We start from the raw sequence: 26,575 nt of genomic DNA, 5'->3' as shown, positions 1-26,575 counted from the left end.
CTCCTCTTAAAAGATGCCAGTCAAACGATATGAACACCTTTTTTCCATTGAATATCTGAACCCCCTTTTTGCTTGAAGTGAACAGTTGCACTTTAATAACTTGTTTACATAAAACAACTTCCTCAAGCGCCGCTTACTGATCACGTCAATTTTTAAAATGGAGTTTTTTATTTCTTCAAATTTTGACAAAAACAGGGCAAGTCTTGTTGAAACCTGCGCTTTCCCGAGAAATAATTGTGCGAGTCAAACCAATTTTTCATTTCTGTTTGCCTTTTCTGTAGATCAGCCATCCGGCCAGAATGATCAAAAGGCCTGATGCGTCATAGGCAAGGTCGAATAAGAGGCGGTTCGGGCTTAGCGGGTTGACGTGGTGAATCTGAAGAAGATGATGATTGATGATGCCCTCGAGGAAATTAAACCAGCCCGCTCCCAGCAAAGAGGCTCCCCAAAAGATGTGTTGCGGCCGGCTGCTGCTCAAGTCACCTCTGTTCCACAACAGGATCCCGCCGATAAAAAGAATGACGAGCGAAAACAGATGGAACAGTCCGTCGCTCATAATTTGGTGAGAGCGGTCTGTGTCCATGTACACGCTGTGCCATTGAAGTAATTGGTGAAAAACAATGCCATCGATCATGGCGATGATACCCACACCGAACAGAAAAGGTCCCCAAAACGCTTTTTTGTTTTTCATATGATTTGTCCTCCTTTACTTGCTAATCTGTTATGTACCCGCCGGCTTAAAAGATCAAACCGGTTATGTTTACATTCTCTCCTGAAAGCGATTATCCTCTTTTTACCATATGAGTATTTAAAAAGCTGATCCGAAAAGGTGTCTTCATTCCTTTCAGATCAGCTTTTTTATTTATGAAAGGCGGGAAGCCCGCACACGATTTGTTTCCATTTCATTAATGGTAAGTGTCTCAGGGTCAATCACGACACCGTAATCTTGCAATGCTGATTCAATGCTGACAAACTCGTTGAAGACGTCGTCCAGCACCTTTTCGGGTTCACGTTCCAGCGGATTTCCCCAGCCTCCGCCGCCTGCACGGTAAAATTGGATGATGCCGCCCGCAGGCATTTTGACTTCAAAAGCCGTTTCCTCGATCTCTTTGGCTTCGTCTGTTCCATACCCGACGATCACCTTGTTGCTTGGTGCATCGCCAGCTCCGCAGAAGCCTTTTGTTGTATTTCGGACCCCTGCCATCATGACGCTTGTGCGGCTTTCCTTTAAGTGCTGGATCTGAACATCCAACCCGGGGGTGCCTCTCCATCGGCCTGCTCCCGTAAAATCGCTCGTATATTCATGCTTTAATACACGGCTCGGGTATTGAACTTCAGTCATTTCAATAGATGGCAGAATAACTCCTGTCATAACAGGCGGATAAAGCCCCCATCCGTCCGTTTCGTATGCAGCCCCCGCACCGCCGGTATAGCCGTAAAAATTCAGGTTCACCCACGGCTTCCCGTCGTCGTATTTTCCGTGGGAATAAGCGAGAGGAAGCTTATGGGCGTTCACTCCGACGCGTTTTGGCGCACATTGGGAAATGGCCTGGAGAACAGCCTCGGCTATTTCTGCTCCTACGCACGCAGTTGCGTGTCCGCACGGTGCCGGCAGCTGCGGGTTCACAACTGTTCCTACAGGTGCAGTTACTGTTACCGGATTCATATATCCTTCATTGATCGGAATATCCTCATCACAGCAAGTCGAAATACCGACAAAAGCAAATGAAGTCGTATTTGAAAGCGGGCTGTTGATGAAGCCCTTTACTTGCGGAGAGGAGCCGGTAAAGTCAATGTGAAGATCGCTGCCTTTGACGGTCACCGTTGCGCGAACCTTAATATCGCGGTTGCCTTGAAAGTCGTGGTCAGCAAATGTTTCACCGACATAGGTGCCGTCCGGCCAGCTGGTGATTTCATCGCGAACCCTGTTTTCTGTATATTGAATCCGGTTGTCAATGGCCGTAATCACCTTCTCGGCGCCATACTTATCCAGCATCGTTTGGATTCGGGAGGCAGCGACCTTGCATGCCCCGATCATCGCGTTTAAGTCGCCTTCAAGCCAATGGGAAAGCCTGTTGTTTGCAACAATTAAATCGAATACATCCCTGCGCTTTTCTCCCCGCTCATAAATTTTTAATGGCGGAATCCGCAGCCCGTCATGCCAAATGTCTTTTGAGCGCGGATTGTACCCTCCGGCAACCGGCCCTCCATTATCGGCCATATGGCTTCGGACAGCAGGAAGCAGGATCGGCTTGCGATTATAAAAAACCGGCATGACGATCGTCCAGTCAAGGCTGTGCGAGCCTCCATGATACGGATCATTCACCAGGAGAATATCTCCGGGATGAAGATCGTACCGAAAAGCGTCCAATAAATGGTCAACTGCGCCTACTACCGCATAAAGGTGCAGCGTACAGCCCGGGGCTTGCGCGACAAGGCGCGATTTTTTGCCAGAAAGGTCAAAGACGCCCGTCGTAAAATCGTGTGCTTCGTTAAACAATGGTGAACAGGCCGTTCTCGTAACAGTGGCGCTCATTTCCCTGGCAACCGCATCAAGGGAACCGCCGACCACCTGTGATAGAATAAAGTCCTGATTAATCATAGCAGCTCCTCCTTTTGAGAGTACGTAAAGACGAGGAGCTCGCCTTTTTTCACATGTTGGTTTACCGTGCTTTCATAAAAGATTTCGTCACGATCTCCCGTTCTTGACAGAGACCCGTATTCTCCCCTTTCACTAAAAGGCAGAAGAAGGTTGAAATAAATATCGTCCTCCTGGTTAAGCAGAGACACTTTCATTTCCTCCCCATTGTCCGTCCACTCCCGGGAAACCATTTTAAAACCGTGGTAAAGCTCCAATTCCTCTGCAGAGACAAGCATCCGTTGACCAAATAAAGCAGGCGGCCCGAAGCCTTTTGAAGCTGATGGATACCCGGGCGCCAAAACGATTGATTTCGTTTCTGCTTCCGCGCCAAGCTCCGGATAAAAAACGGCCTGCGGACCTGTCCCGTAAATCGGCGGAAATTCTTCATTCGTGCTTTGTCCGTTTTGAATGGCTTTATATACCGCTTCAGCGATGAAATGGCCGGTAATGCTTGGAGCTAATGCTGTCGCTGCAGGAAATTCCGGATCCAAAATCGTACCCAGCCTCGTCTTCGTTTGAAAAGGTTGAAGCGTTCCTTCATTGATCGGTATTTCATCGGCAATTCTCGCCAGGAACGGCCAAACGGCAAACGCCTTCGTTAAAGCGGCAGGCGAATTAACCGGCTTTACGGATTGTACCGATGATCTGCTCAAATCGATTTCAACCGCATCGTCCTTCTTTGAAATTTGCACATGAATTGTACTCTTGCTTCCTTCGGAAACTTCAAACTCCTGGACAGCGCTCATTTCTGTTTCAGGCAGATAAGAGACATGGTGCTCAACCCTTTTGCGGCTGTATTCAAACATGCTGTCGATCGATTCGGTCACTGTTTTCTGGCCGTAGCTGCCAAGAAACGTTTTCAATTGCTGTTTGGCGCCATGCAAACATGTATACATGGCTTCCAAATCCGCTTTAAAAGAAGCGGGCACCCGGCTGTTTGATAATAAGAAACGAAGAATATCGGTCTGTAGAACGCCTTGCTTATAAAGCTTAACAGGTGTAATTCTGATATTTTCCTGCCATACTTCAAATGCATCGGGATGGAATCCGCCCGGATACTCGCCGGCCAAATCGATCATCTGAGCGCGGACAGCGGGGAAGAGTACGAGCTCCCCTTCAAGAAATAACGGCGCCGCCATGGTGAGCGACTGTCCTTTCGTTCCGCCGCTGTATGGATCTGCGACGAGCAACACATCTCCATCTGCGATATCAAATGAAAAATAGTCGAACAGATTTTCCACGCTTTCTTTTAATGCGAACAAATGTTCAGGCTCATATTGATGTTGAACCGCGATTTTCAGCTCATTCGTAAAAATCGCTGTAGCAAATGCCCGGTCTTGCGAAAGCAAAGGGGAACGGGAGATTCGCTGCAAATTATCCCCGATTTCTCTGCCGATCGATTGCAGCTTGCTATAAAGAATTTGAGCTTGGATCATGCATTTCCACCTCTAGTCGTCTGCTGAGAGTGCTTTACTTCAATGACACAGTTGCGGTAAGAATCGATTAGAGCCTCATGTCCCGGATAAACAACAATGGTCGTACCCCATTGCTCAATGATGGCCGGACCGACAATCAAGTTGCCCGGCTCAAGCATTGATCCGTTGAAAATAGGCGTCCTCGTCGGTTCGATGTCAAAATACATATCGCGTTCACCTGTTTTCGCTTTTGAAGGGTCCTCCTGCTCAAACGGCTCCTCTTTAAGCTTTAACGGCTCTCTGACGCCAACCAGGTCAAGGCGGAGATTTAAAATTTCAATTTCGTGCTCGGGATCTTTATGGGCAAACATTCTTTCATGAAGGTCATGGAAATCTGCCGCCGTTGCTTCAAGATTCAATTCTGTAATCCTCCGCGTCCTCGATTTTACCGGTACGGTTACTTCATGGACTTCCCCGGCGTAGCGCATATCGATAAAGCGGCGGGTTTCATATTGATTGGTGACCGACTGGCCTCCAAGTTTTTCGCGGGCCGTCTGTTCCATCTTTTCAAAATCGGCATTCATCGCTTGCAGGTCAACGTTTTTCAGACTTTCAAAGCGCGTCCTGAGCTCCGTTACTTTAAGGTTTGCTGCCACATCGCCGAGCGCACAGAAGACCGGGGCAAGGGACGGAACAATAACGGTTTTAATGCCGAGGTCTTCCGCCTGCTTGCCTGCATGGATGGCTCCGGCGCCGCCGACAGCCATTAGGGCGAAATTCCTTGGATCATGACCCCGTTGTGTCGTCACAAAGTGGACTGCATTTGACATATCGCTATTGACGATTTGTGAGATTGCAAGAGCGGCTTCCACTGTCGATATTCCGAGCGGTTCGGCAATTCGTGTGCGGATCGCCTTTTCAGCCAGTGAACGGTCAAGCTTCATTTCTCCGCCTAGAAAGTTATCTGGGTTAATATAGCCTAAGAAAACATTCACGTCCGTAACTGTCGGTTCTTCTCCGCCTCTTCCGTAGCAGGCCGGCCCCGGATTGGAGCCTGCGCTTCGCGGGCCGACTTGTAAAGCTCCGCCGCTGTCAATCCAGGCGATGCTTCCGCCGCCGGAGCCGATCGTGTGAATATCCATCATCGGCAGGGCAACCCGGTATCTGCTGATCCAGTTCTCAGTCGTGATCGCCGGATTTAACTTTTCGATAACCGAGACATCGTAGCTTGTTCCGCCCATGTCTACGGTAATGACGTTCTCGTAGCCCGATTTTTCTCCGATAAAGGAAGCAGCCGTCACTCCTCCGGCTGGACCTGAGAGAAGGCCTCCTGCGGCAAATTTTCCGCTTTGAATGACATTTTGGACCCCGCCGTTAGATTGCATGACAAACAGTTCTCCGGCAAATCCGTCTTCGCGAAGCAGTTCGTCAAGATGGTTCAAGTAGCTTTGCATGGAAGGGCCGGTAAACGCGTTGACAATGGTCGTGCTCACCCGTTCAAATTCCCGAATCTGCGGCAGCACTTCATACGATAACGATACAAACATGCCGGGAGCTTCCTCTTGAATAATCTCTTTAACGCGGATTTCGTGCAAGGGATTCATGAAGCTGAACAGAAAGCATACAGCAATCGCCTCGATCCCCTCTTGGATAAACCCGCGGACTGCCCGGCGGACGGCTTCTTCATCAAGCTCAGTTACGACATTTCCTGTATGATCCAGTCGTTCAGGAATCCCCACACGATATCTTCTTGGGACAATTTGATAAGGGGCTTCCAAGCGCGGAGAAAACACGCTTTCTTTGTACGCGCGGCGGAATTCGATTTCGTCCCGAAAGCCTTCCGTTGTGAGAAGCCCCACCTTTGCTCCGTTATATTCCAGCAAAGCGTTAGTGGCAACTGTTGTTCCATGGACCACTAATGGACTATTGGCTAACAGGTCCTTTACGTCTATTCCGATGATTTCAGCCATTTTTTTAATTCCGTTCATGACACCATCAGACTGATCAGGGGTTGAAGGCGTCTTCGTCGAAACCATTTTCCCTCCCTTGTTGACAGCCACTAAATCTGTAAACGTCCCGCCGACATCAATTCCAAATACCCATTGGTTTTTTTCATTCATCATTGAAAACCTTTCCTCCTTATCCGCTTAAAAACCAGACGATTCCTCTGTCGCTTCTCCGATTTCGTAACGGAGATTTAATTTTGTGAAAATAAATGTAAAAACGATATAAATCAAAAATGCAAGTACAGTAGAGTTAATCGGTCCGATGCCGAATGTTACCTTTGAAGCGGTAAAACCCCCGATGATCACCGAAAGAATCGCCGCAACATTCAGCTTCGAATAAGTTGTTCCAGCCCCGAATCGATATTGTTTTTTCTTGATGACAGGTGCTGTGATCCAATGATCTGCGATCATCACGCCTGCGATCGGCGGAACATACAAACCTAAAAATGTTAAGAATGGCACAAACATATTCTGGACACCTAATAATGCAATCATGATGCCGATCACGCCCATGATCGCCACAAGTGCTTTCTTAGGAATGTTCACAACATTGCGAAGCCCCAGAGATCCGGTATACAAATTGTTATCATTCGTCGTCCACTGTGCAAAAACGATGATGAAAAATGCCAAAAATCCAAGTCCGAGCTTGCTCATCGCGGCAGGAATATTCGGTGTTGACCCGATATCCGGAACATTCGCAGCAATGGCCATTGCCGCTCCTGCAACAAGACAGAAAACACCTCCAAGGAAATAACCGACAGACGCACCTATTCCTCCTGAAACCGCTCCTTTTGCATATCTCGTCACATCAGGAAAAACAACCGCACCCAATGCAGCATTTCCAACTACGATTGTAATTCCGGCAAATATCGTCATAGGGTCCCCTGTCGGATGAAACGTCAGCAAGTTATGCCAGCTTCCAGAATAATTGACAGCACTCACAATGCCCCATATAGAAAAGATGACGACTAAAGGTACAGCGATAAAGCTTAAAGCGGCAAGTCCGCGATATCCTATAAAAGCGGTAAGGATCATTAAAATACCGCCCCAAACGATGGCGACTTCAGGCTTCGCAAGCCAAACACCCGGAAACATTTCAGAAATGGTCGTGCCGAAAAAAGCAACCTGCCAGCCAAACCAGCCGATTCCCAGCGTCAGCGCCAAGACGATTCCAAAAAGGCCCGATCCGTAGCGTCCAAAAGCCTGACGGGCAAGAACGGTTGTCGATATTCCGTATTTTGCACCCATTACACCTTGAAAAAAGCCATAGACCGCAAGAATCAGCATACCTAAGACGGCAGCCAAAACGGCGTGCGCAAAATTCAATCCCTGGATCAGCGCTCCTCCAGTCACAATCGTCGACAATGAGATAATCCAGGCACAGCTTGTAATCGTAATGTTAAAAATCGATTTTCTTTTATTTTCAGGCACTGATGTAACAGCAAAATCATCAGCATTTGTATAGGAAGGTTTTTTACTGTTGTTTTCCATTTTCATGCTCCTTCGTTTCATCATGTAGGTTGTTACACCATATTCGTATCAATCGTTACCCCTCGTTTTAACGTATTGCCGATTGTACATGCCCTTTCAGCAGAGGTGATTAATTTCTTTTTATAGTCGGTCGGAAGATGCTCGGGCAATTTGACGCTAACCGTACATTTTTCAACACGGGACGGGCCATCGGGCGCTTTAGCAGCGGAAACAGAAACTGAAAATTCATCCTCCTGCACTTCTATGCCGTCCCTTTCAAACATCCTTTGCAAAGAAATGGTGATACACATCCCTAATGAAGCTTCCAACAGCTCAATCGGCGAAAGGCCGTCTGAATTCGGAGTGAAAGACCCCTTGGCCTGCATACCGGCTTCATGAAAAATCCCAAACTCTCCATTTGTTTTTTGGATAATAGACAAATTTAATTCCTCCTTTGGCCAATCAGCCCGAAAAATTCAAAATGAACCAATTCTTCAGTCATTTCATCAACTGAAAACTTGGGGACATAATTCAGATCATGCTTTGGTCCAAACAGCCATTTTGATAGTGTGCCCATCACAAGACTTGTTAACATGGTGGCCTGCAGATCAGTATTATGGGAGGAATTTAGCATGCCAAGCTCTGTAGCCCTTTGGATGTTCTTTTTAAATGCTTGTTCAACACTGATCAGCGCCTCTTCGATTGCCTCCCTGATTTCCGGATCGGCGCCTTGTCCCTTGACTAATAAAAACGTCATTAAGTTTCGGTTCTCCTGTGCAAACGTAAAAATTCTTTTCATAAGGGCTGTCGTGGATTGGATCATATCATCTGTAAGAGCAAACGTCTGCCTGTAGCCTTGATGAATGGCTGCAAGAAGGTTTTCTTTCCCCTTGTCTATGATTTCCTTGACGATTTCTTCTTTGCTTTTGAAGTGCCAGTAAAAAGTTCCCTGTGCAACGCCAGCCTGTTTTACGATGTCTGAAATTTTTGTCGCGTGATATCCTTTCGTAGCAAAAATCTCAAGCGCGATATGTAGCAATTCCTCTCTTGTATCCGTATTTCCCAAGTGTTTTCCTCCTTACCCGGAATCTCGATTGACAAGTCAGTCAGTTTTAGGGCCGTTATTCCTATTGGATTTGTAAGAATAATCTTATACAATGTTCTTTTCCTAGTCAAGTTGCTAACCTTTCCATTTTTCGCGCAATTACAAAATATGAGCAAAGCAAAACCTCTATTTCATTCTTTCATCCCTCTCAGGCCACTGGATCAAACGGCTTTCGGTTTATTTTTTTAAGAGATTTACAGTTTCATCGACTAATTCTAATAACGTTTTTTTATGATGTGATGATGAAACTTTTTGACAATCTAATTCCCGCAGCCTGGAATAAATGTCTTTCCGCTCATTTTGGAGTTCGCGTATGGCTTGTATCTCGGCATTGTTCAGTTGTTCCAGTCTTAATCGGAGCGCCTCTCTTTCGTTGAACACATTCCCACCCCCTAACAAAATATTACTTGTAGTTTATAGGACTTTTTTCAGTTTAACAATTCTTCTTTCATGAAAATTTGCTTGTACGATTTGGATGAGCTGAATTTTGCCGGGATTCCAACTTACTTTTTATGGAGAGATTTTACGGCTTTGAACACGAGGAACCGGACTTACAAAAACCAAAGAGAACTCAGCCGGAGTCCTCTTTGGTTTTTTTATCGCTACATCACCTTATTGAATCTCAAAATCTTCTTGAAACATGATTTTCAAAAAAGAAAAACATGATATAGATACAAAGCTGCAAATTTTGAATTCTTTTCATCAATCAGCACTTGCATCATGAACTCCTTTTCGCCAAAATACAAAGTGTCCCTCAAAAACAGCAAGACTTTCAGCTTTGAAATAATCGTTCCAATTACCGCAAAAAGGAGTTTTTAAAAATATGATCATTTTAATACTTATAGCCGGGATTTTGGCCGGAATGGCCATTCCTGTTCAAACCTCAATTAATTCACGGCTAGGCATGAAGATCGGGTCTCCTTACGGGGCGGCGGCCATATCTTTTTTTGCCGGTACGCTTATCCTGGTCATTGTCGCCTTAGTGACAGAGCGCCATTTTTTGTCTATCATCGGACTTCTCCCTTCCATCCCCTTGTGGATCCTCATTGGAGGCGGATGTTTAGGCGTTTTTTATTTAACTTCAAATATTTTGTTGCTTCCGCGTCTTGGATCAGCACTGACAGTTGTCGTCACTTTGCTTGGACAGATGGTGATGGCTCTGGCCATCGATCACTTCGGATGGTTTCATATTCCCGTTCATGAATTAAACTTTCCTAGAATCATCGGCATTTTGTTCATCATCTCCGGGGTTTTCATTATCAAAAAATATTAATAGCAAGGGAGTTCATCACCGATGAAAAACAACACTATGAACGTTTTTCTTTACATGATGCTCGGGCTTTTTGCCGGAATGGCATCACCGATTCAAACATCTATTAATTCAGAGCTGAGAAATGCTCTCCAATCACCTTTTATCGCTTCACTTATTTCGTTTTTGGTTGGAATGGTCATTCTTCTCTTTCTTACGTCGATCATTGAACATCGGCGGTTATTTCATTTAAACAATTTACATACAGCAAAAACCTTTATCACGGGCAGCCCTTGGTGGCTCTGGACTGGCGGAATACTTGGCGTCATCTTTATCACATCCAATATTTTGCTTTTGCCGATTGTCGGAGCGTCACTTACTGTTGTTTTGGCTTTAAGCGGCCAAATGATCATCGCCCTCATCATCGATCATTTTGGCTGGTTCGGAACCCCCAAACACCGCTTAAATGTGCAGCGCATGCTGGGAATTGTCCTGATGATCACGGGAATTATCATCATTCAGCATTTTTGATGCCAGTCATTTTTGCACCTTCTACCTTTAAAATGAATAAAAGGGCGAACACCGCCCTTTATTTACAGCAATTTAGTTTACATAAAACATTTACAGTAAACCAATTTTAAGCAAATAAAAAAAGCCATTTTATTCAAATGACTTAAGTGAAGTGCTGCAATTGCCGTATGCAAGTAAGAAAGTTTTAAACCACACTCCTCAAAGTGGGTGTCTGCAGAAACGTTCCTGTCGTCCTTTCGAGGAAGGCATGACATTCCGGTTCCGATATAAAACTCCCTATTACAGCTTAAAGGTTAAAACTTAATTATCATTACGTACAATGCAGCGTAATTGAATTATATGATAAAAACATTAAAAATGCAACCTCTTGCCTGAAGAGAATATGACGCTCTATAATAAGTTGAATATTTACAAAATTCTGCAATATTGTGGCGTTCGTACAACCCTTCATGTCCATTTGTTCATAGACTGTCTATTGAGGTGATGTCTTGTGGTAAAAATTTTTATCGATCCCGGCCATGGCGGGTCTGATACAGGTGCTTCAGCTAATGGTTTGCAAGAAAAACAGTTAACATTGCAAACCGCCTTGGCTTTAAGAAACATGCTGCTGAATGAATATCAAAATGTTTCAGTCCTGTTGAGCAGGACAAGCGACCAAACCGTCAGTCTGACGCAACGCACGAACGCCGCGAACAGCTGGGGAGCGGACTACTTTCTATCGATTCACATGAATGCCGGGGGCGGGACAGGTTTCGAGGATTACATTTATCCCGGCGTCGGCGCACCTACCACCACCTATCGGGATATCATGCATGAAGAGATTTTAAAAGTTGTCGATTTCAGGGATCGCGGCAAGAAAACGGCCAATTTTCATGTTCTTAGAGAAACAGCCATGCCCGCACTCCTTACGGAAAATGGCTTTGTAGACAATACAAACGACGCCGAGAAACTGAAGTCTTCCGCGTTTATTCAATCCATTGCCAGAGGCCACGCCAACGGACTCGCAAGGGCATTTAACCTTTCCAAAAACGCAGCAGCTCTCTATAAAGTGCAGATCGGCGCTTTCAGGACCAAAGCCAATGCCGATTCGCTTGCCGCTCAAGCGGAAGCGAAAGGGTTTGATGCCCTTGTGATTTACAGGGACAGCCTTTACAAAGTGCAAATTGGCGCTTTTTCTTCCAAAGAAAATGCCGAAGCGCTCGTTCAGCAAGCCAAAAACGCCGGATTTGACGCTTTCATTTACCAGGAATAGGGACAATCATCAAGAAAAGCCCGCGATCTGTCTCGTATAGATCGCAGGCTTTTTTTATGCTTTTGCAGCTTTACTTTGAATCGCCGGCTTTTGCGTTTGATTCGATGCATGGCTGTTCAACACCATTCCGATAATCACAAGTGCCATGCCGCTCCATGAGATGGCACCAGGAAGCGGACTTGAAAGAAGCAAAATTTCACCAGCGGCAGCAAACAGCACTTCAAACGATTGTGTGGCCTCGACAGCCCCTAATTTTCGCATATCCCCTTTTACAAGATCGGTTGCGGCAAAGAACAGCACAGTTGCGCATATTCCGGAAAAGACAGCCACCAAACCTGACTGAATGACTTGTCCCCGGCTGGGCGCACCCGCCGATGCCAGCCCGTACAGTGAGAGGATCAGCCAAAACGGAAGGCTTGCCAACGTCATCCCCAATACCCGCTGATAAGCATCAAGGCGCCCGGCGCATGCTTCCATCATTTTTCTGTTCCCAAGCGGATATGCAAATGAAGCCAACATAACCGGCACGACGCACAGCAGCATCTCATGCAAAGAAAGCTGTGCCGCATGCTCAGCCTGCATCAGCGCCACCCCGATTAAAATGATCAACGACATCGCCAGCCCTTTATAGGGAATTTTGCCCCTCATCTGTACGGGACCTGTTTTTGTTTGGATGGTTTCGTAAAAAAGCGGCGCCAAAAGGGAGCCGGAAATAATCGTGATTTGCCATGTTCCTGCAATCAGCCAGCCCGGCCCGTAAGCCGCCGCAAAACAGAGCGGCGCATAAAAGAGGCCGAAGCCGACGATGCTCCATCTCAGCCAAATGCCCGGTGCTTTTTTGATTTCCTGAAAAAGTTCTTTTACGTTCCCCCTCAGCCAAACAATGACAAATAAAAGAGGCGCCATAAAGATAAATCTTAGCGATGCGCTCCAGATCCAGCTTCCCCCTTCAAGCTCCATCGCCCTGTTTAAAACGAATGTAAAAGCAAAAAAGAAGGCTGCAAAAACGCCCAGTATAATCGGCCTCACAATCCCCTCACTCCTTTTCCTGATGTCCGGCCAATCGGTCTCCAAGACTGAGCCAGTTTTCCTCGGCAAGCTTGATGGCCGCATTCCGATCCCCCTGTCTGCAGGCATCGATGATGTTCTGATGCTGTTCGACAGATTTCAAGCTGCCGATCGAGGAAAACTGCGACATCTCAAGGCGGTAAATTTTTGAAGAAATTCTCTCCAATGCCCGGGTAATTTCCGGGTTTTTTGATGCTTGTAAAAACACCTCATGAAAAGCAGCATCCGATTCGATTGCTTCGATAATGTCTTCTTTTTGAATCGCTTGCTGCAACGTTTGATTATGCGCCTCCAGTTGATCAAGGTCTGAATCCGTTAAAAAAGGAAACGACAGCTTGATAGCCAGCGCATGCAGTGCTGCAGTGACTGTAAAAGCATGTTCAGCTTCCTCGCGATTTAACGGTGCTACACGTGTTGCTGAACCCGGAACAGTTTCAACAAGTCCTTCATCTTCCAGGCGTTTGAGCGCCTCCCTGACAGGTGTGCGGCTGATGCCAAACTGCTCTGCAAGCTCCTGATCATGCAAGCGCTCCCCCGGCTTTAGTTCCAAATGTACGATGGTGCGCTTCAGCGTTTGATACACTTCTTCCCGAAGCGAAATTCGTTTGATTCGTTTAATGTTATTTTTCATCATAAAACCAATATATCGGATTTTGGTTTTATGCACAACCAAATTTTTTATCTAACCCCTTTCTCTTTAGCGGCGTATTTTCTTTTCGCCTGGCAATCTTTGCAGATGCCGTACAGTTCCAATCGGTGATGTGTCACTTTAAATCCGGTCAGCCGTGCCGCAATGTCTTTTACTTTCTCCAGTTGCGGACAATGAAAATCGACGATTTTCCCGCATACTTCGCATATGACATGATCATGTTCCTCTAGAGCCAGATCAAAACGAAGCGGATCGGTAAACCCCATTTCTTTTATAAGGCCCTCTTGTTTAAAATAGCGGATGGTGTTGTATATCGTCGCTGTACTGACGGCAGGATATATCTCCCTCAATGATTGTTGAATTTCAGCTATTGTAGGGTGGTTCCTGTTGGCTAAAAAATAATGGTAGATGTCCAGCCGCTGCGGCGTCATTCGAATGCCTTTCCGTTTAAGCTGCGCCATCGCTTCCTGCTTTACATTCGTTTCGTTTTCCATACCTCTTTCGTCACTGCCCCTTTTTTCCCTTGAATCTTCCGATATTCTTTGCCTGGCTGCCTTAGAAACGGAGTGCTTTAGATGTGATGTTCATTTAATAAACGTTCTCCTTGATCCGATCGAGCGCCTGCCAAGGCATCAGGGCACAGTTATGGCGGGCCCGTAACGGATGGACGCCAATCAGGGAAACGGCATCTCCCAGCAGATCCTCTGCCGGTTCTTCTCCTTTTCTGATCATATTTTCCATCGCTTCACGCATTAGCCCGGCTTCTTTTAACGTCTTTCCTTTTATCAGTTCAGTCATGATTGATGAGGAAGCCATGCTGATGCTGCACCCATCTCCGATAAAAGCTGCGTCTTCGATCTTTTCATTTTTAATGTCGATAAACAAAGTCATCACATCACCGCATGTTGGATTTTTGTAATGGACGTAATACGCGCTGTGTTTATCGATTTTTCGAAAATTTCGCCTGTATCTTGCATGATCCATAATGACGGACCGATACAGCTCTTCCAGTTTCGGCATGAAATGATGCTCCTTCCCTTTTAAACAGTTGTATTTTGGTTGAAAGAACAAACGGATTTAGTTATACTTCCGTTATTAAATCGTAATCATTACGATTTAATAATAACCGATCAAGAAGCTCACCGCAAATGAAAAGACACAATGAAACTGCCTCTTCTAATAAAGAGACAGTTCGGTCAAACGCAAAGGGGGAAGATTTATTATGAAGGAGCCAGACCGCATTCAACTCGATTCTTTTCAAATGACAATTTTATCTGATGGAGCATTTCGAGTTTCAAGGGATTTCTTTTTGGCGGGAGGAGACCCTCATGAAGCAGAACATTATCCTGAAGAATTTGAAGTAGCGCTGAACTTTATCTGCCTGGAAACGAACGAAAAACGGATACTGATTGATACGGGATTTGGCGAAACAGGCGGACAAGAAAGCGGGCACTTGATTCATCACCTGACACAGGCGGGAATTATGCCTGACTCCATAGACTATGTCATTTTGTCACACAGTCATTTAGATCATACGGGAGGTCTTCTGAATAACGGGAAACCCGCTTTTCCAAACGCTGTTCATCTGATCAGTGAAGCAGAATGGCTGTACGCAAAACAAACGCCGGCTTCTAAACAGTTTCGCATTCTCTCCACTGTCCGGCCGCTTCTGAAGCTGCTGACAGAAGATACCGAACTGCTTCCCGGACTGAAGCTGATCCATACGCCCGGACATACGCCTGGACACTTGACTATTGAATTACAGACAAAAGACGGGGTCTGTCAGATCATCAATGACGCATTTCACATTCCCGAAAGCATCTCCAATCCAAAGCTGCGGGTTTCGCTTGAGCATGACCCTAAAGAGGGAGAAAAGACAAGAAGACTGCTGGCCCGGCAGGCTTATAACGGACAGGTCCTGCTCCACGGGTGTCATTTCCCCTACCCTGGTTTCGGGTTAATCGAAAAGCAGGGCTCACTTTTTCAATGGAAACCGGTCCAATACGAAAAGAAAACTCGCTGAATCAGCGAGTTTTCCCATTTAAACTAAGATATCAACGACAAACTGTGACCAAGATTCAAGTCTGTCATAGACGCTTTTATCTTTCAGATCACTGGCTTTCATCCACCGGCCGGCAATCTGCTCCTTTTCTTTAACTTCAACGTGTGCGCCCGGTTTTAACTCAAGCGCTGAAAGGATTCCGATATGTACTTTTCCGACGCTGTTTTCATCATCATTAATCAGTCCGAGCGTCACCATTTTTTCTTTATCTGATTCCTCAATCAGAAGCTCTTCATCAAGTTCACGGTCTGTGTTTAACTTCAGAATACCGGAAAAATCAAGCCCTTCGGCAAAGTTCATGTGGCCGCCGAAGCCGAGTGACAGCTTGTTGTGAAGCCGCGCTTCCCCTCCGCCTTCGAGCCGCTCGTATACAAATATTTCGTCTTCTCTTTTGATGACAACATAAGGGATCGGCTGTTTAAACGCAGGATCTTCTTCGGCGTCTCCCCTTCTCATTTCACTGAAGTGCTGTTCAATATGCGCCATGATCTTCCCAACCTTCTCACCGTCGCTGTTGACGCCTTGGAAGGTCAGCGTTTCATTTGCAAATACGTTTTCCCGCAGAACCACGAGAATGATTTCATCCATTTTTCCCATTGTATCCGTTTCCTCCTCAAAGTGAAAAGAGCAGATTCGTTCTGCTCTCATTTTGCCGTGTATCTATAACTGAAAGGCGGGGCTTGGGCGCGGATGCGCCCTTTTAGCCCGGCCGGCTTACTTATCGTCAAAGTAAAAATCGTCGTCTCTTATCGGTTCAACTGTTGCTTTTTTGTAGCCGTTTCCTTTCATTGAGAAGAAGTCGTGTGACTTCGTTTTCGTATTCAACCCGTTCAACACGATCGGATTGATCTCTTCTTCTTCAAAATAAGCTTCAAAGCCAAGGTTCATCAGCGCTTTGTTGGCATTATAGCGGATGAACTTCTTCACGTCGTGTGAAAGGCCGACCTGGTCGTACAGATCTTCTGTATATTCAAGCTCATTTTCATAAAGCTCTTTTAATAGATCAATGGCAAACGCGTACAGCTCTTCTTTTTTCTCAGGTGTCTGCTGATTGTAAATTTCCTGAGCGAGCAGGCCGACATAGACGCCGTGAATCGCTTCGTCCCGCAAGATCAGGTTGATGATTTCGCCGCTTTGCATCAGCTTGCCCTGTCCGTAAAAATAAAGCGGGTAGTAGAAGCCGCTGTAGAACAGGAAGCTTTCTAAATAAACGGATGCGACCATCGCTTTAAACAGCGAAATTTTATCACCCTGGCGGATTTTCTCATAGAGTCCGACAATGACCTGAGCTTTTTTCTGCAAATATTTGTTTTGTTTAACCCATTCAAAGACTTCGTTGATCGTCTCTGTCGGGGCAAGCGTCATGAAAATGTTTGAATAGGACTTGGCGTGGACCGCGTTTTCCATCATCGCCATGAAGTTCAGCACCGCTTTGCGCTGATGCCCTTCCACATGCTCAGCGACAAGGGGCATTCCCGTGTTCCCCTGCTCTGTATCGAGAAGCGTCAGCCCCGCGAGCACCTTCATGTATGTGTCCTGTTCATTTTTACCCAAGTACTTCCATGTCAGAAGATCTCCATTAAGCGCAATCTCTTCCGGAAGCCAAAATTGCTTCACATTTTGGTTGTAAAACATTTGGGTAAAATCATCTTCATGCTTTGACCAGTTTGCTGCATCATAAATTTTCGTCACTTTCGCATACTCTCCTTTAATCAAACGACACAAGAAAGGCAGCCTTCTTGCCCTGTATCCTTCGTTCTTGCATAGTAAAGTGTTTTGATTCCTTTATGGTGGGCATAAAGATCGATCCGGTTCAGATCGCGTGTCGTCATTGTATCTTTCAGGAACAATGTAAAGCTTATGCCTTGGTCAACGTGCTGCTGAATCGTCGAGATCATGTCGACAACTCTGAACATGTCCATATCATACGCTTCTTTATAGTAGAACCAGTTGCTCGGCGCAAGTCCAGGCATCGGATAATACGTCTTGGAGTTGCCGTAAGTTCTTTCTTCAATCCGCTCCATGATCGGCATGACTGATGCCGTGCTTGACTGTACATATGAAATGGACCCGGTCGGTGCGATGCACAGCCTGTAGCTGTGGTACAATCCGTGTTCTTTGACAAACTGTTTCAGCTGTTCCCAGTCTTCTTTTGTCGGGATGTGCATGCCTTCAAAAAGCTTGGCCACTTTTTCGAATTTAGGCGAGAAATCTTGTGTAACATACTTTTCGAAGTATTCACCCGTTGCGTAAGCCGAACCTTCGTAGTTATGGTACGTCTCACCTTTTTCTTTGGCGATTTCGGCAGACCGTTCAATCGAGTAAAAGTTCATCATCATAAAGAAAGTGTTCGCGAAGTCCCTCGCTTCCTCACTTTCGTAGGCGATATTGTTCTGTGCCAGGAATCCGTGCAGGTTCATCGCTCCAAGGCCGATGGATTTCATCGCTTTGTTCGCTTTTTTGACCGCCGGTGCGTTTGTAATGTTCGTCGTTTCAGAAACGTGCGTCAGCGAATCGGTTGCAAGCTTAACCGTCTGCTCAAGCGATTTGTTTTTCATGACGTTCAATATGTTCAATGAACCAAGGTTGCAGGAGATGTCAAGGCCGATCTCATCTTCTTGACCGTAGTCTGTGTATGAAGAAACCTGTGAAGCCTGAAGAACCTCTGAGCAAAGGTTGGAAAATTTAACCTTGGAAATATGATTGTTCGCATGCGCGTTGTTGACATTGTCCTGGAACATAATGTACGGATATCCTGATTCCGATCTTAACATCGCAAGCTTTTCGAGCATCTTGCGCGGGTGGATTTTTTCTTTTTTGACGCGCGGATCTTCCACAAGCCGGTCGTACATCTCGTTCATGTCCATTTCATCGAGGTGCTCGCCGTACGCTTTATAAACGGTGTGCGGATAGAATACGTATGCCGCTTTATCCTCTCTTGCAAGCTCGATGAATTTATCTGGAATGACGACTCCGATGGACAATGTTTTCACCCGGACATCCTCATCAGCGGAAATCTTCTTCGTATCGAGGAAATCGTTGATGTCGCGGTGGAAAATGTTTAAGTATGCAGCCCCTGAGCCTTGTCTTTGTCCCATCTGATCAGCGTAACGGAATGCGTTGTCAAGAAGCTTCATCACGCCGACAACGCCTTTTGTCGCGTTTTCGACATCTTTGATCGCTTCGCCTTTCGCACGCAGTTTTGAAAGGTTCAACGATACGCCTCCGCCTAGCTTTGACAGCTGCATTGAAATATCAATCGCTCTCGAGATGTCGTTCAAGGAATCATTGACTTCCAAGAGGAAGCAGCTGACCAGCTCTCCGCGGCGTTTGCGGCCGGCATTTAAGAACGTCGGCGTGCTCGGCTGATACTCCTGGTTGATCATCATTCTGACGAATTCCTTCGCCTTCTCCTTATCCCCGTTTGCAAAAAATAAAGCTACGATAGAGATTCTGTCTTCATAGCGTTCAAGAATTTTTTTCTTGTCGTTTGTCTTCAGCGCATAGTCATTGTAAAACTTAAAAGCGCTCATAAAGGACGGGAATCTGAATTTTTTAGCGTAAGCCTCTTTGAACACTTCCTTGATTTCTTCGAACGTGTAGCGGCTTAAAAACTCTTCTTCATAGTAGTCATTCTTGATTAAGTAATCGATTTTCTCTTTCAGATCATGGAAAAATACCGTATTTTGGTTGATATAGTCTACAAAATAACTATGTACAGCTTCTTTATCTTTATCAAACTGGAATTTCCCGTCTTTTTGGATCATGATCTCATTGTTTAACTGGATCCATTTTGGCACTTGATTTTGTGACAATTCTTTCTACCTCCTGAGTAAACAGTTCAACGTCTTTGGCCGTCCCGCTGAGCTCAAATTTGCCGAGAATCGGAACCTGATACTGCTTCGAGATTTTTTCTGCGCTTTTCGCAAAATTGTCTCCCCACACTCTGTTTCCGCTTGCCGCAACTCCCAAAAGAAGATGGGCGTTTTTCTCAAGAAACATCTCAGTCGTTTTCGGAACTTCCCCAAACCCTGTCGTGTACGTGATCAAAACAAACGGTTCGTCTAGATACTCCTCTGTGCTGACTTTCCGTTTATTGCGAAAAGGCGTCTTATCCACAAAGCGCTGAACGTTTCCCGTTTTTGAATCAAATACGATCTGAATCATCATTATCACGACCTAGTAAAATTGTTTCCGAGTCTTTCAACTCGAACCTTACACAATATATAGTATACTATCATTCAAGAAAACACAATATATTGTGCTCAGGTTGATGAAAGTTCACAATTTGCTTCAGCTTAGGAGGCCTAAGGCCAAAGAAATATGAGTAGAATGAGAGCCGTTCGCTCATCCTACTCACAAACCGAAATCTATCATAACACGAAAAAAATTGAGTTAGTAGACTAGACTTTTTCGCTTATTTTTTGTAAGTGTCACAGCACTTGTTCTCGCATACCTCTTTAATATCGGCTTCGATGCCGAGTTCCTTAAGAACCGACTGAACAGCCGTCATGATCGACGCTTCCCTGACAAGTTCTTTTCCGTTGACGAGAATACTTGTGCCGTATTCATAGCAGGAATCATCTTCACACGTCTCTTCCCAATGGTTGATGACGATCTTAGGTTTCATTGTTCGCTCATTCCTTTTCATTTTCAAACTGAATTGATGTAAACACTACTTAGTTTAGCGATTAGATGCCGCTTTGTAAATTTGAATGCCTCGGTCTTTCACAGGACGTGATGACGGCGGCGTTTTAGACAGGATGTCCGGCAATTGGCCGCCGTTCCTTTTATTCCCAGACTCCTGCTCGGCAGGACCGGCAACGGCCGCAGTTGATTGTAAAGTCGCCTCGAAAACGACAAAATCCCAAAACAGTAAACAGTAAACTGTTTCAGGATTTTGTCAGGCAATCTGAAAAGACCATGCCAGGCATGGTCTTTTAGCCGTAAATCGCTATTCGAGTTCGAGTTGAACGTTTTTTTGCGGTGCAAATGTGGAAATGGCATGTTTGTATATAAGCTGCTGCTTTCCTTCCGATTCAATCAACACTGTAAAGTTGTCAAATCCTTTTACTTGTCCGCGCAGCTGAAATCCATTCAGTAAAAAGACCGTGACAAATGTACTTTCTTTCCGAATCTGATTCAAAAACTGATCTTGAATATTTATCGATTTCATGTTTCTGGTCCTCCTTGTTTCTCTATACCATACTGTTTCGATTAAAGTTCGAGCTTTCCTGCTATGTAAGTGAAAATTTCCTGTTTTTTCTGCTCGATATTGACAGGGGGCGTCATGTCATACCAGGCGACATCCATTTGATTTCTGAACCATGTCAGCTGTCTTTTGGCGTAGCGTCTCGAATTCCGCTTCAACGTCTCAACCGCCTCTTCCAAGGACGCTCTGCCTTCAAGGTGCGCATAAAGCTCTTTGTACCCGATGGCCTGAACAGACTGGCAATTTCTTATGTTTTCATCATAAAGCTGTTTCACTTCATTCAGCAGCCCCTCATCCATCATCTGGTCTACGCGGCTGTTGATCCTGTCATACAGCACTTCCCGCTCCATCGTCAAACCGATGAGAGCCGTGGTGTATAAAAGCTCTTTCCGCTGTCCTTCAATATGTTCAGACATCGTTTTTCCTGTCGTATGGAAAATTTCAAGCGCCCTGATGACCCTTCGTTTATTGTTTGGATGTATGGCTTTTGCCGCTCCGGGATCGCGCTCTTTCAATAGACAGTGAACATATTCGGCTCCTCTCTTGTCAGAGAGCGCCTCCATCTCCGCTCGGAACTCAGGGTCGCCCGCTTCCTCTGTGAATGAATAGTCGTAAAGGACAGACTGGATATAGAGCCCTGTCCCCCCCACAATCATCGGAAGCTTCCCTCGCCTGCCAATCTCTGCGATTTTTTGTCTGACGATCTCCTGATATTCAGCAACCGAGAAAGATTCCGTCGGTTCTTTAATATCGATCAAGTGATGCGGAACCCCGTTCATTTCTTCTTCTTTAATTTTTGCTGTGCCGATATCCATTCTTTTGTAAATCTGCATCGAATCTCCGCTGATAATTTCCGCATTCAAATGCTCGGCCAGCATCACGCTTAATTTTGTTTTACCGACAGCGGTCGGTCCGATCAAAACGATGACCGGCGGTTTCGTTTTATTCACTGCTGATCACTCTCTTTAAACAAGCTCCTCCCATTATACCATTTCACGTTCAAAAACATCCATTTCATTTTACCCGTTTTCATTGCTTTCCAAACATTCCCTCACCACCCTATCGGCTCATTCCCCACAATTTCTCTAGTGGAACCTTTAAAAGTATGCCGGTGCCTCTCCTTTCTTCCATCGCTTACATACACGACTCCGCCAAATCTGATCGGGGGAGCCGCAGAATATGCCAGATAAGTCGTGCCCCCGATTTCATGATAGTGCGTGCCGTCCGCCCGCGGAATCGCGGGCCCCGTAATCGCGTAATACCTGTGATAATGTCCCTTATCGAAAGAAGTGATGCCGGAATAAAAATGAACGTGCCCATCTGTATTGCTCCCGTTTGCCGGCTGGGAAAAGCCTTCAATTAGGTGGTAATGGCCATTGGCAGTCGATGTTCTCGCCCTGTAAGCGTGGGCATGGGGAGGCGCTTTTGACCAATCCGACTGATACAGCATGTTTCATTCACTCCTTTTTAAGGGCGGCTTCACTAAAAAATACGACGGGCGCCCAAGCAAAAACGGCTGGGCAGAATACAGTGATGTTAGTCAGGTTTCATTTTATTATTGGAGGGATTTTTTTATGAATCATTTCGAGCACGCTCCTGTATATGGCGACGACAACCAGCGCATCATCGGCAGACCTTTCTTTGGCGGACCTTTTGGGCGCCCGTTTTTCGGCCCGCGTCCGTTTTTCGGTCCGGGCCCCTTCTTCGGAGGTTTTTTGGGCGGACTTACTGCCGGAGCGCTTCTCGGCCCTTGGGGATATCCGTATCCGCCGTATCCTTACTATCCTTTTTTCTGACAGATAAAGGCTCTTCCAGGGGCCTTTTTACATAACTTTTTTCTTGACTTAGAACTTTTGCATCAATTAAGATGGATTTTACCAACCGGTTAGTAATACGGGTTTTTTTTATGTCTAAAAAAGAAGAAATCTTTGAAGCGGCCTCATGACGATTGCGAAATACACCTTTAACACTTTAAGATCGTTTATGGGCTGCGTTTTTTGATATTCGAATGAAAACTAACTTTGTACAAGCGCCCTTGCTGCGGCAGCATGTCTTAAACCGCAGCGTGAGTTGTGTGAAAAGAGCGCTGGCAAATGGTCAAAGTCTTTTGTTTCAATTGGAACTGCTGGCTGACGAAGAGAAAGCTCTCCTTTTGAATCATGGAATAACATTGATAGAGGAGGATTTCATATGATTGCAGGCTACATTTTTCTAATGATCGCCATCTTGTCAGAAGCGGCGGCAGCCGCCATGCTGAAAATATCTGACGGGTTCGCGCGCTGGCGGCCGTCGGTTCTCGTAGTGATCGGCTACGGTCTCGCATTTTACATGATGTCGCTCACATTGCAGGTCATCCCGCTAAGCCTCTCCTATGCGACTTGGAGCGGAGCGGGCACCGTACTGACTGCAATCATCGGCGTCTTGTGGTTTCAAGAAAAGCTGAACCGGCGAAATATCGCCGGCATTATTTGTCTCGTGTCAGGCGTTGTCCTGATCAATCTGTCATAAGGAGGAGAATGTCATGAAAGGCATGATCTTTTTGGCGGCTGCCATTTTGTCCGAAGTATTCGGAAGCACGATGCTGAAGCTGTCAGAAGGCTTTAGCGCCCCCCTGCCCGCGGCCGGTGTCATGATCGGTTTTGCGGCTTCTTTTACGTTTCTGAGCTTTTCATTAAAAACACTGCCTTTATCTGCGGCTTATGCGACTTGGGCCGGCACCGGGACGGCTTTGACAGCTGCGATCGGGTATTTTATATTTCAGGAGCCATTCAATCTCAAAACTCTTATTGGGCTTGTATTGATCATCGGCGGCGTCTTTTTGCTCAATTCAAAGCATGCTGACGCCGCAGACCAAAAGGCTCAGCTCACGATCGAAATCTAATCCGCTTTGGAGACGACAATCTTGGGGTCTAATTCAATGGCGACATTGCCCTGAACCGCCCTTGATATCATACAGGATGTCTCCGCCTTTTCAGCCAGTCTTTCGGCAAGTTGGACCTCTTTTTCCGCCGCTTCTTTCGGAAGGCGGATCAGAGGTCTGTGAATGATTTTTTCGTACGTAAACACCCCGCCTGTCACATCGACAACAGCCTCGGATTCCATCGTCAGGCTCTCTTTTTCCAATCCGCTTCTTTCCATCATGGCTGCAAGCGTGATGATATAGCAAGTCGCAGCGGCGCCGAGCAGCATTTCGTCAGGGTTTGTCCCTGCCCCCGGACCGTCCATTTCCTTTGGAATTGAAATTTCTGTTTTTAAATTCCCGCTTTCAATCCTTCCGATGTCGTTACGTTTTCCAGGCCAGTCTGCCTGAAGGTAAAAATGATGTCTAGCCATAAAAAATACCTCCTTTTTTTATCCTGCTTAAAGTCTACCGGTATTTGACCTTTCTGTCTGTTGATTTGCCTAAAAAACCGGTAAACCGTGACAGCCGTCTAACACACGGGGCATGAGCGGAACATAGAATACAACGAAAATCCGCGCAAGAAAGGACGAAAAGAAATGGAGAATGTAGAACATTTACAGCAGACACCGGCTCCCGAACAGCATATGCATATCCCCCAGTATCAGCACGCCGAAGCAGCCGTGCACCACATCAAATGTCCGTTGTTTCCGCACTTGAAACATAAGACGTTGTGCACAGTTGCGCCTTTTGTTCATTACGGTTTAAATGAAGCGCAAACCACTTCCTATCACCACGCCATGGAAGAAGTAGCGGCAATGGCTTATTTAATGGGCATGGGTATGGACCCTCACTTGGCCTACTGTACAGTTGAGTCATGGGAAATCAACGAAACATTCTACTAATTAGACTGAATGGTCAAAAATAAAGAGAAAAGACCGTTCAGTCTCAGGAACGGGTTAAAGCAGACGCCAGCGTCCGGCGTGTTCATTGGCGAAATCAGCCAGTGAACGCGGTTTTTTTCCCGTGATGCGTTCTACTGTATCTGTGATGCGGTTTTCTTTGCCATTCTTGATTTTCTCGTCTAGTTCCGACATGAATCCGGCATAATCGGGAGATAATCCTGCTTTTATATACCTTTCCCTCAAAGCGGGCACTTCGACATTGACATGCCTGACGTCGCGGCCTGCCGCTCTGCCGATGATTGCCGCGGCTTCAGCATAACTCAAGGCTTCCGGCCCGGTCAAGATATGGCTCGTATTATGCGGCTTTTGATCAAGCAATGCGCGCACAGCCACTTCAGCAATATCGTCTGCCTCTATAAACCCGACTTTGCCGCTGCCTGACGCCGTGACGATTTCATTTTTCTTCCGAATCGAAGCGCCATGCTGATGGTCAAAATTCTGCATGAAATATGAAGGCTTTAGCACCGTCCATTCAGGAACATATCGCCTGACCGCGTGATGAAGCTTCCCGAATACGGGTCCGTCTTCATCAATAATGGCAGCGCTGAGCAGAACAATGCGGCGGACGCCGGATGCCGCTGCCATTTCCAAAAACGGCACAACGAGCGGCGACGGTTCGAATACACCGACAGGCGCAACCAAATACAATGAGTTCGTGTTTTTTAATGCGTCTCTGTAAGTTTTTTGATCATTCCAGTCAAAATACACATGTTCCGTTCCGGCCATTGCAGGCATTCTCCGGCTTGCGATCCGGACACCGGCCCCCAAACGTACAAGCCGTTTGGCGATTCGGCTTCCAGTCGTGCCGGTTCCGCCGGTAATCAATATTTTTTTCTCCACTTTTATCACTCCTTGTTACGTCATTAAAAAGTCTGCAGCCGTCCCCCGAACGATTCGATGACAGTCAGAGGATTCCAATAATCTTTGTAGTGGACAATTTTGCCCTCTTTCATGTTTACAAGGCTGATGTACTGTTGGTTATAAGGAAGCCCCGTCTCGCACACCGTGCCTTCACATTCAAATTCGACAGCTGCATAGCCCGTATTTGCCATTTGATGAATAGTGGGTGCTGTGAAGCGGACAATATCGATCTTTTCGGGAAAATCCTTTATATATTCGTAAATCGCCGACTTTCCTTCTAGTTTTTTAGGAAAACCTGGCGGTGCATATGGATGCTCAAACACCGCGTCTTGATCCCAAAGCTGTATCCACTTTTCCATATCCTTTTCGAGCATCGACTGCAAAAATTGTTCCATCACATCGGTTATCGTATGCGCCATTTTCTTTCCCCCATTATTTTTTTGACCACTTGGTCTAAAATAGTGATAAAAACGAGCGGCAGCCCATCTTCCTTGACGAAAAAATTCTTTAATCAAGAACAGACAGGCTGACATCGATCAAATCCTGAAGGGCGTCAAAGTCCCCCGTTAACTTCGCCTGAAACGTGAGCGACAGCCGGGTTTGATTTAAAAAACGGGCAACTGCTGAAAGATCTTGACCTCCCTTCTTTAGTTCCCCCTGTGACTCGGCCCGGACAAGCGCTTTGTAAAAGGCGGTTTCCAGTTGCTTTGTCTGCTTATCAAAGTATTCGGCAACCTCTTGATCACGGGGAATTTGTTCAATTGCACTGTTGATGATATAGCATGCCTTTGAGCGCTCGGGGTCTTTCAGAGCGTTTAAGCTTTCCTGAAAGATCTGCCGAACCGATTGCTTCACTGAGCCGGGGCTTTCAAGCCTGGCGATTACTTGAGCATTTTTATCATCAAGATATCTTGTAAGAGCGGCAATAAACAGATCCCGTTTCGTGCCGAATGTATTGTACAGACTTTGCCTGGCAATTCCCAGGCGGCTGAGCAGCTCTTGCATCGATGCGCCTTCATAGCCGAATTGGCCGAAAACCTCCATTGCTTTATGAAGGACGAGGGCGGTATCGAATTCTTTGCTTCTTCCCAAGCCTTTATCACCTCCTTTATTTGAAGAATACACTTTTTAGATCGATCAGTCAAGAATTATCCGCTTCACGGATCTATTCACCATTCCGATTGAGAAAA

General features: G+C 46.0%; 31 protein-coding genes, 1 other RNA gene and 1 pseudogene. 8 read left to right on the top strand and 25 right to left on the bottom strand.

The genetic code is table 11. The annotated features are described in order from the left end of the window. Positions 1–256: 256 nt before the first annotated feature. The 8 genes and pseudogenes from CP943_RS10125 to CP943_RS22995 form a co-directional block, all read right to left on the bottom strand. A complete protein-coding gene (locus CP943_RS10125) occupies positions 257–691 on the bottom strand; it encodes a DUF2243 domain-containing protein (RefSeq protein ID WP_020451523.1) in 435 nt (144 codons plus the stop codon). A gap of 171 nt (positions 692–862) precedes the next feature. Then, positions 863–2,602, bottom strand: coding sequence for a hydantoinase B/oxoprolinase family protein (locus CP943_RS10120; RefSeq protein ID WP_105980962.1), 1,740 nt, complete (start codon positions 2,600–2,602; stop codon positions 863–865). Continuing rightward, entirely contained in the window at positions 2,599–4,077 is a 1,479-nt protein-coding gene (locus tag CP943_RS10115; RefSeq protein ID WP_095290557.1) for a hydantoinase B/oxoprolinase family protein, read from the bottom strand. The genes CP943_RS10120 and CP943_RS10115 overlap by 4 nt, the downstream gene beginning before the upstream one ends. Further along, positions 4,074–6,179, bottom strand: coding sequence for a hydantoinase/oxoprolinase family protein (locus CP943_RS10110; protein ID WP_105980961.1), 2,106 nt, complete (start codon positions 6,177–6,179; stop codon positions 4,074–4,076). Before CP943_RS10110 ends, CP943_RS10115 begins: the two co-directional genes overlap by 4 nt. 24 nt (positions 6,180–6,203) lie before the next feature. Then, positions 6,204–7,553 carry a cytosine permease gene (locus tag CP943_RS10105; protein ID WP_075213262.1) on the bottom strand — a complete coding sequence of 450 codons (1,350 nt, stop codon included), beginning with the start codon at positions 7,551–7,553 and terminating at the stop codon, positions 6,204–6,206. 32 nt (positions 7,554–7,585) lie between these two features. Beyond that, positions 7,586–7,972: an OsmC family protein gene (locus CP943_RS10100; protein ID WP_020451518.1), complete on the bottom strand. Its 387-nt coding sequence runs from the start codon at positions 7,970–7,972 to the stop codon at positions 7,586–7,588. A 2-nt stretch (positions 7,973–7,974) separates the two neighbouring features. After that, positions 7,975–8,598, bottom strand: a complete 624-nt coding sequence (locus CP943_RS10095) for a TetR/AcrR family transcriptional regulator (RefSeq protein WP_105980960.1) — start codon at positions 8,596–8,598, stop codon at positions 7,975–7,977. 297 nt (positions 8,599–8,895) lie between these two features. After that, a pseudogene (locus CP943_RS22995) lies at positions 8,896–9,018 on the bottom strand (hypothetical protein); the annotation flags it as partial. 442 nt (positions 9,019–9,460) lie between these two features. Here CP943_RS22995 and CP943_RS10080 point away from each other — a divergent pair. Further along, on the top strand, positions 9,461–9,910 hold the full coding sequence (locus tag CP943_RS10080) for a DMT family transporter (protein ID WP_023857645.1): 450 nt from the start codon (positions 9,461–9,463) through the stop codon (positions 9,908–9,910). Between the two features lie 21 nt (positions 9,911–9,931). Further along, positions 9,932–10,417 (top strand): DMT family transporter, encoded by a 486-nt coding sequence (locus CP943_RS10075; RefSeq protein WP_020451514.1) that lies wholly within the window; start codon positions 9,932–9,934, stop codon positions 10,415–10,417. A 147-nt stretch (positions 10,418–10,564) separates the two neighbouring features. Here CP943_RS10075 and ssrS read toward each other — a convergent pair. After that, a non-coding RNA gene (gene ssrS, locus CP943_RS10070) (6S RNA) lies at positions 10,565–10,748 on the bottom strand. 159 nt (positions 10,749–10,907) lie between these two features. Between ssrS and CP943_RS10065 the strand changes: the two genes are divergently transcribed. Next, a complete protein-coding gene (locus CP943_RS10065; protein ID WP_025811494.1) occupies positions 10,908–11,669 on the top strand; it encodes an N-acetylmuramoyl-L-alanine amidase in 762 nt (253 codons plus the stop codon). Positions 11,670–11,723: 54 nt separating this feature from the next. On the opposite strand, the gene CP943_RS10060 is transcribed toward CP943_RS10065, so the two are convergent. From CP943_RS10060 to sufU, 4 genes are all read right to left on the bottom strand, one after another. Beyond that, positions 11,724–12,698 (bottom strand): DMT family transporter, encoded by a 975-nt coding sequence (locus CP943_RS10060; protein WP_020451510.1) that lies wholly within the window; start codon positions 12,696–12,698, stop codon positions 11,724–11,726. Positions 12,699–12,705: 7 nt separating this feature from the next. Continuing rightward, complete coding sequence (locus CP943_RS10055) at positions 12,706–13,371, bottom strand: GntR family transcriptional regulator (protein WP_186440056.1); 666 nt, start codon at positions 13,369–13,371, stop codon at positions 12,706–12,708. Positions 13,372–13,415: 44 nt separating this feature from the next. Continuing rightward, on the bottom strand, positions 13,416–13,880 hold the full coding sequence (locus tag CP943_RS10050) for a Fur family transcriptional regulator (protein WP_105980958.1): 465 nt from the start codon (positions 13,878–13,880) through the stop codon (positions 13,416–13,418). Between the two features lie 94 nt (positions 13,881–13,974). Beyond that, entirely contained in the window at positions 13,975–14,406 is a 432-nt protein-coding gene (sufU, locus tag CP943_RS10045; protein WP_020451508.1) for a Fe-S cluster assembly sulfur transfer protein SufU, read from the bottom strand. 202 nt (positions 14,407–14,608) lie between these two features. On the opposite strand from sufU, the gene CP943_RS10040 reads away from it, so the two are divergent. Further along, on the top strand, positions 14,609–15,409 hold the full coding sequence (locus CP943_RS10040) for an MBL fold metallo-hydrolase (RefSeq protein ID WP_020451507.1): 801 nt from the start codon (positions 14,609–14,611) through the stop codon (positions 15,407–15,409). An 18-nt stretch (positions 15,410–15,427) separates the two neighbouring features. Here CP943_RS10040 and CP943_RS10035 read toward each other — a convergent pair whose 3' ends face one another. The 8 genes from CP943_RS10035 to CP943_RS09995 all read right to left on the bottom strand — a co-directional run bounded on the left by CP943_RS10035 (position 15,428) and on the right by CP943_RS09995 (position 22,110). Then, the gene (locus CP943_RS10035) at positions 15,428–16,045 is read right to left on the bottom strand and encodes a hypothetical protein (protein ID WP_105980957.1); all 618 of its coding nucleotides are present in this window, start codon (positions 16,043–16,045) and stop codon (positions 15,428–15,430) included. Positions 16,046–16,162: 117 nt separating this feature from the next. Continuing rightward, positions 16,163–17,140: a class 1b ribonucleoside-diphosphate reductase subunit beta gene (gene nrdF / locus CP943_RS10030; RefSeq protein WP_020451505.1), complete on the bottom strand. Its 978-nt coding sequence runs from the start codon at positions 17,138–17,140 to the stop codon at positions 16,163–16,165. Between the two features lie 20 nt (positions 17,141–17,160). Beyond that, positions 17,161–19,263, bottom strand: coding sequence for a class 1b ribonucleoside-diphosphate reductase subunit alpha (gene nrdE, locus CP943_RS10025; RefSeq protein WP_020451504.1), 2,103 nt, complete (start codon positions 19,261–19,263; stop codon positions 17,161–17,163). Beyond that, positions 19,220–19,615 carry a class Ib ribonucleoside-diphosphate reductase assembly flavoprotein NrdI gene (gene nrdI, locus CP943_RS10020; protein ID WP_020451503.1) on the bottom strand — a complete coding sequence of 132 codons (396 nt, stop codon included), beginning with the start codon at positions 19,613–19,615 and terminating at the stop codon, positions 19,220–19,222. The genes nrdE and nrdI overlap by 44 nt, the downstream gene beginning before the upstream one ends. A 250-nt stretch (positions 19,616–19,865) precedes the next feature. Then, positions 19,866–20,078 (bottom strand): hypothetical protein, encoded by a 213-nt coding sequence (locus CP943_RS10015; RefSeq protein WP_020451502.1) that lies wholly within the window; start codon positions 20,076–20,078, stop codon positions 19,866–19,868. Positions 20,079–20,402: 324 nt separating this feature from the next. Beyond that, on the bottom strand, positions 20,403–20,624 hold the full coding sequence (hfq, locus tag CP943_RS10005; RefSeq protein ID WP_020451500.1) for an RNA chaperone Hfq: 222 nt from the start codon (positions 20,622–20,624) through the stop codon (positions 20,403–20,405). A gap of 41 nt (positions 20,625–20,665) precedes the next feature. Then, positions 20,666–21,610 (bottom strand): tRNA (adenosine(37)-N6)-dimethylallyltransferase MiaA, encoded by a 945-nt coding sequence (miaA, locus tag CP943_RS10000; RefSeq protein WP_026579701.1) that lies wholly within the window; start codon positions 21,608–21,610, stop codon positions 20,666–20,668. Positions 21,611–21,711: 101 nt separating this feature from the next. Then, the gene (locus tag CP943_RS09995; RefSeq protein ID WP_026579702.1) at positions 21,712–22,110 is read right to left on the bottom strand and encodes a YmaF family protein; all 399 of its coding nucleotides are present in this window, start codon (positions 22,108–22,110) and stop codon (positions 21,712–21,714) included. Positions 22,111–22,234: 124 nt separating this feature from the next. Between CP943_RS09995 and CP943_RS09990 the strand changes: the two genes are divergently transcribed. The 3 genes from CP943_RS09990 to erbB all read left to right on the top strand — a co-directional run bounded on the left by CP943_RS09990 (position 22,235) and on the right by erbB (position 23,541). Then, positions 22,235–22,456 (top strand): hypothetical protein, encoded by a 222-nt coding sequence (locus CP943_RS09990; protein WP_020451497.1) that lies wholly within the window; start codon positions 22,235–22,237, stop codon positions 22,454–22,456. 394 nt (positions 22,457–22,850) lie between these two features. Further along, complete coding sequence (erbA, locus tag CP943_RS09985; RefSeq protein ID WP_023857655.1) at positions 22,851–23,168, top strand: SMR family multidrug efflux transporter EbrA; 318 nt, start codon at positions 22,851–22,853, stop codon at positions 23,166–23,168. Positions 23,169–23,181: 13 nt separating this feature from the next. After that, the gene (gene erbB / locus CP943_RS09980) at positions 23,182–23,541 is read left to right on the top strand and encodes an SMR family multidrug efflux transporter EbrB (RefSeq protein ID WP_026579703.1); all 360 of its coding nucleotides are present in this window, start codon (positions 23,182–23,184) and stop codon (positions 23,539–23,541) included. Here erbB and CP943_RS09975 read toward each other — a convergent pair. Next, positions 23,538–23,993: an OsmC family protein gene (locus CP943_RS09975; protein WP_023857657.1), complete on the bottom strand. Its 456-nt coding sequence runs from the start codon at positions 23,991–23,993 to the stop codon at positions 23,538–23,540. The genes erbB and CP943_RS09975 overlap by 4 nt on opposite strands. A gap of 165 nt (positions 23,994–24,158) precedes the next feature. Here CP943_RS09975 and CP943_RS09970 point away from each other — a divergent pair, with 165 nt between their 5' ends. Next, complete coding sequence (locus tag CP943_RS09970) at positions 24,159–24,464, top strand: hypothetical protein (RefSeq protein ID WP_020451493.1); 306 nt, start codon at positions 24,159–24,161, stop codon at positions 24,462–24,464. 54 nt (positions 24,465–24,518) lie between these two features. Here CP943_RS09970 and CP943_RS09965 read toward each other — a convergent pair whose 3' ends face one another. The 3 genes from CP943_RS09965 to CP943_RS09955 all read right to left on the bottom strand — a co-directional run bounded on the left by CP943_RS09965 (position 24,519) and on the right by CP943_RS09955 (position 26,477). Then, positions 24,519–25,370, bottom strand: a complete 852-nt coding sequence (locus CP943_RS09965; RefSeq protein WP_186440055.1) for an NmrA family NAD(P)-binding protein — start codon at positions 25,368–25,370, stop codon at positions 24,519–24,521. A 17-nt stretch (positions 25,371–25,387) separates the two neighbouring features. Then, a complete protein-coding gene (locus CP943_RS09960) occupies positions 25,388–25,804 on the bottom strand; it encodes a nuclear transport factor 2 family protein (protein WP_020451491.1) in 417 nt (138 codons plus the stop codon). Between the two features lie 88 nt (positions 25,805–25,892). Beyond that, on the bottom strand, positions 25,893–26,477 hold the full coding sequence (locus CP943_RS09955) for a TetR/AcrR family transcriptional regulator (RefSeq protein ID WP_020451490.1): 585 nt from the start codon (positions 26,475–26,477) through the stop codon (positions 25,893–25,895). Positions 26,478–26,575 lie beyond the last annotated feature (98 nt).

The sequence above is a fragment of the Bacillus paralicheniformis genome (assembly GCF_002993925.1).
Taxonomy (GTDB): domain Bacteria; phylum Bacillota; class Bacilli; order Bacillales; family Bacillaceae; genus Bacillus; species Bacillus paralicheniformis.
The sequence above is the reverse complement of the archived record's forward strand: the minus strand, read 5'-3'. Positions and strand labels throughout refer to the sequence as shown.

Excerpts from the sequence above, each read along its gene's own strand:
- CP943_RS10125 (WP_020451523.1), bottom strand. The coding sequence starts at position 691 with ATGAAAAACAAAAAAGCGTTTTGGGGACCTTTTCTGTTCGGTGTGGGT.
- CP943_RS10120 (WP_105980962.1), bottom strand. The coding sequence starts at position 2,602 with ATGATTAATCAGGACTTTATTCTATCACAGGTGGTCGGCGGTTCCCTT.
- CP943_RS10115 (WP_095290557.1), bottom strand. The coding sequence starts at position 4,077 with ATGATCCAAGCTCAAATTCTTTATAGCAAGCTGCAATCGATCGGCAGA.
- CP943_RS10110 (WP_105980961.1), bottom strand. The coding sequence starts at position 6,179 with ATGATGAATGAAAAAAACCAATGGGTATTTGGAATTGATGTCGGCGGG.
- CP943_RS10105 (WP_075213262.1), bottom strand. The coding sequence starts at position 7,553 with ATGGAAAACAACAGTAAAAAACCTTCCTATACAAATGCTGATGATTTT.
- CP943_RS10080 (WP_023857645.1), top strand. The coding sequence starts at position 9,461 with ATGATCATTTTAATACTTATAGCCGGGATTTTGGCCGGAATGGCCATT.
- CP943_RS10075 (WP_020451514.1), top strand. The coding sequence starts at position 9,932 with ATGAAAAACAACACTATGAACGTTTTTCTTTACATGATGCTCGGGCTT.
- CP943_RS10055 (WP_186440056.1), bottom strand. The coding sequence starts at position 13,371 with ATGATGAAAAATAACATTAAACGAATCAAACGAATTTCGCTTCGGGAA.
- CP943_RS10050 (WP_105980958.1), bottom strand. The coding sequence starts at position 13,880 with ATGGAAAACGAAACGAATGTAAAGCAGGAAGCGATGGCGCAGCTTAAA.
- sufU (WP_020451508.1), bottom strand. The coding sequence starts at position 14,406 with ATGCCGAAACTGGAAGAGCTGTATCGGTCCGTCATTATGGATCATGCA.
- CP943_RS10040 (WP_020451507.1), top strand. The coding sequence starts at position 14,609 with ATGAAGGAGCCAGACCGCATTCAACTCGATTCTTTTCAAATGACAATT.
- CP943_RS10035 (WP_105980957.1), bottom strand. The coding sequence starts at position 16,045 with ATGGGAAAAATGGATGAAATCATTCTCGTGGTTCTGCGGGAAAACGTA.
- nrdI (WP_020451503.1), bottom strand. The coding sequence starts at position 19,615 with ATGATTCAGATCGTATTTGATTCAAAAACGGGAAACGTTCAGCGCTTT.
- CP943_RS10015 (WP_020451502.1), bottom strand. The coding sequence starts at position 20,078 with ATGAAACCTAAGATCGTCATCAACCATTGGGAAGAGACGTGTGAAGAT.
- hfq (WP_020451500.1), bottom strand. The coding sequence starts at position 20,624 with ATGAAATCGATAAATATTCAAGATCAGTTTTTGAATCAGATTCGGAAA.
- CP943_RS09995 (WP_026579702.1), bottom strand. The coding sequence starts at position 22,110 with ATGCTGTATCAGTCGGATTGGTCAAAAGCGCCTCCCCATGCCCACGCT.
- CP943_RS09990 (WP_020451497.1), top strand. The coding sequence starts at position 22,235 with ATGAATCATTTCGAGCACGCTCCTGTATATGGCGACGACAACCAGCGC.
- erbA (WP_023857655.1), top strand. The coding sequence starts at position 22,851 with ATGATTGCAGGCTACATTTTTCTAATGATCGCCATCTTGTCAGAAGCG.
- erbB (WP_026579703.1), top strand. The coding sequence starts at position 23,182 with ATGAAAGGCATGATCTTTTTGGCGGCTGCCATTTTGTCCGAAGTATTC.
- CP943_RS09975 (WP_023857657.1), bottom strand. The coding sequence starts at position 23,993 with ATGGCTAGACATCATTTTTACCTTCAGGCAGACTGGCCTGGAAAACGT.
- CP943_RS09970 (WP_020451493.1), top strand. The coding sequence starts at position 24,159 with ATGGAGAATGTAGAACATTTACAGCAGACACCGGCTCCCGAACAGCAT.
- CP943_RS09960 (WP_020451491.1), bottom strand. The coding sequence starts at position 25,804 with ATGGCGCATACGATAACCGATGTGATGGAACAATTTTTGCAGTCGATG.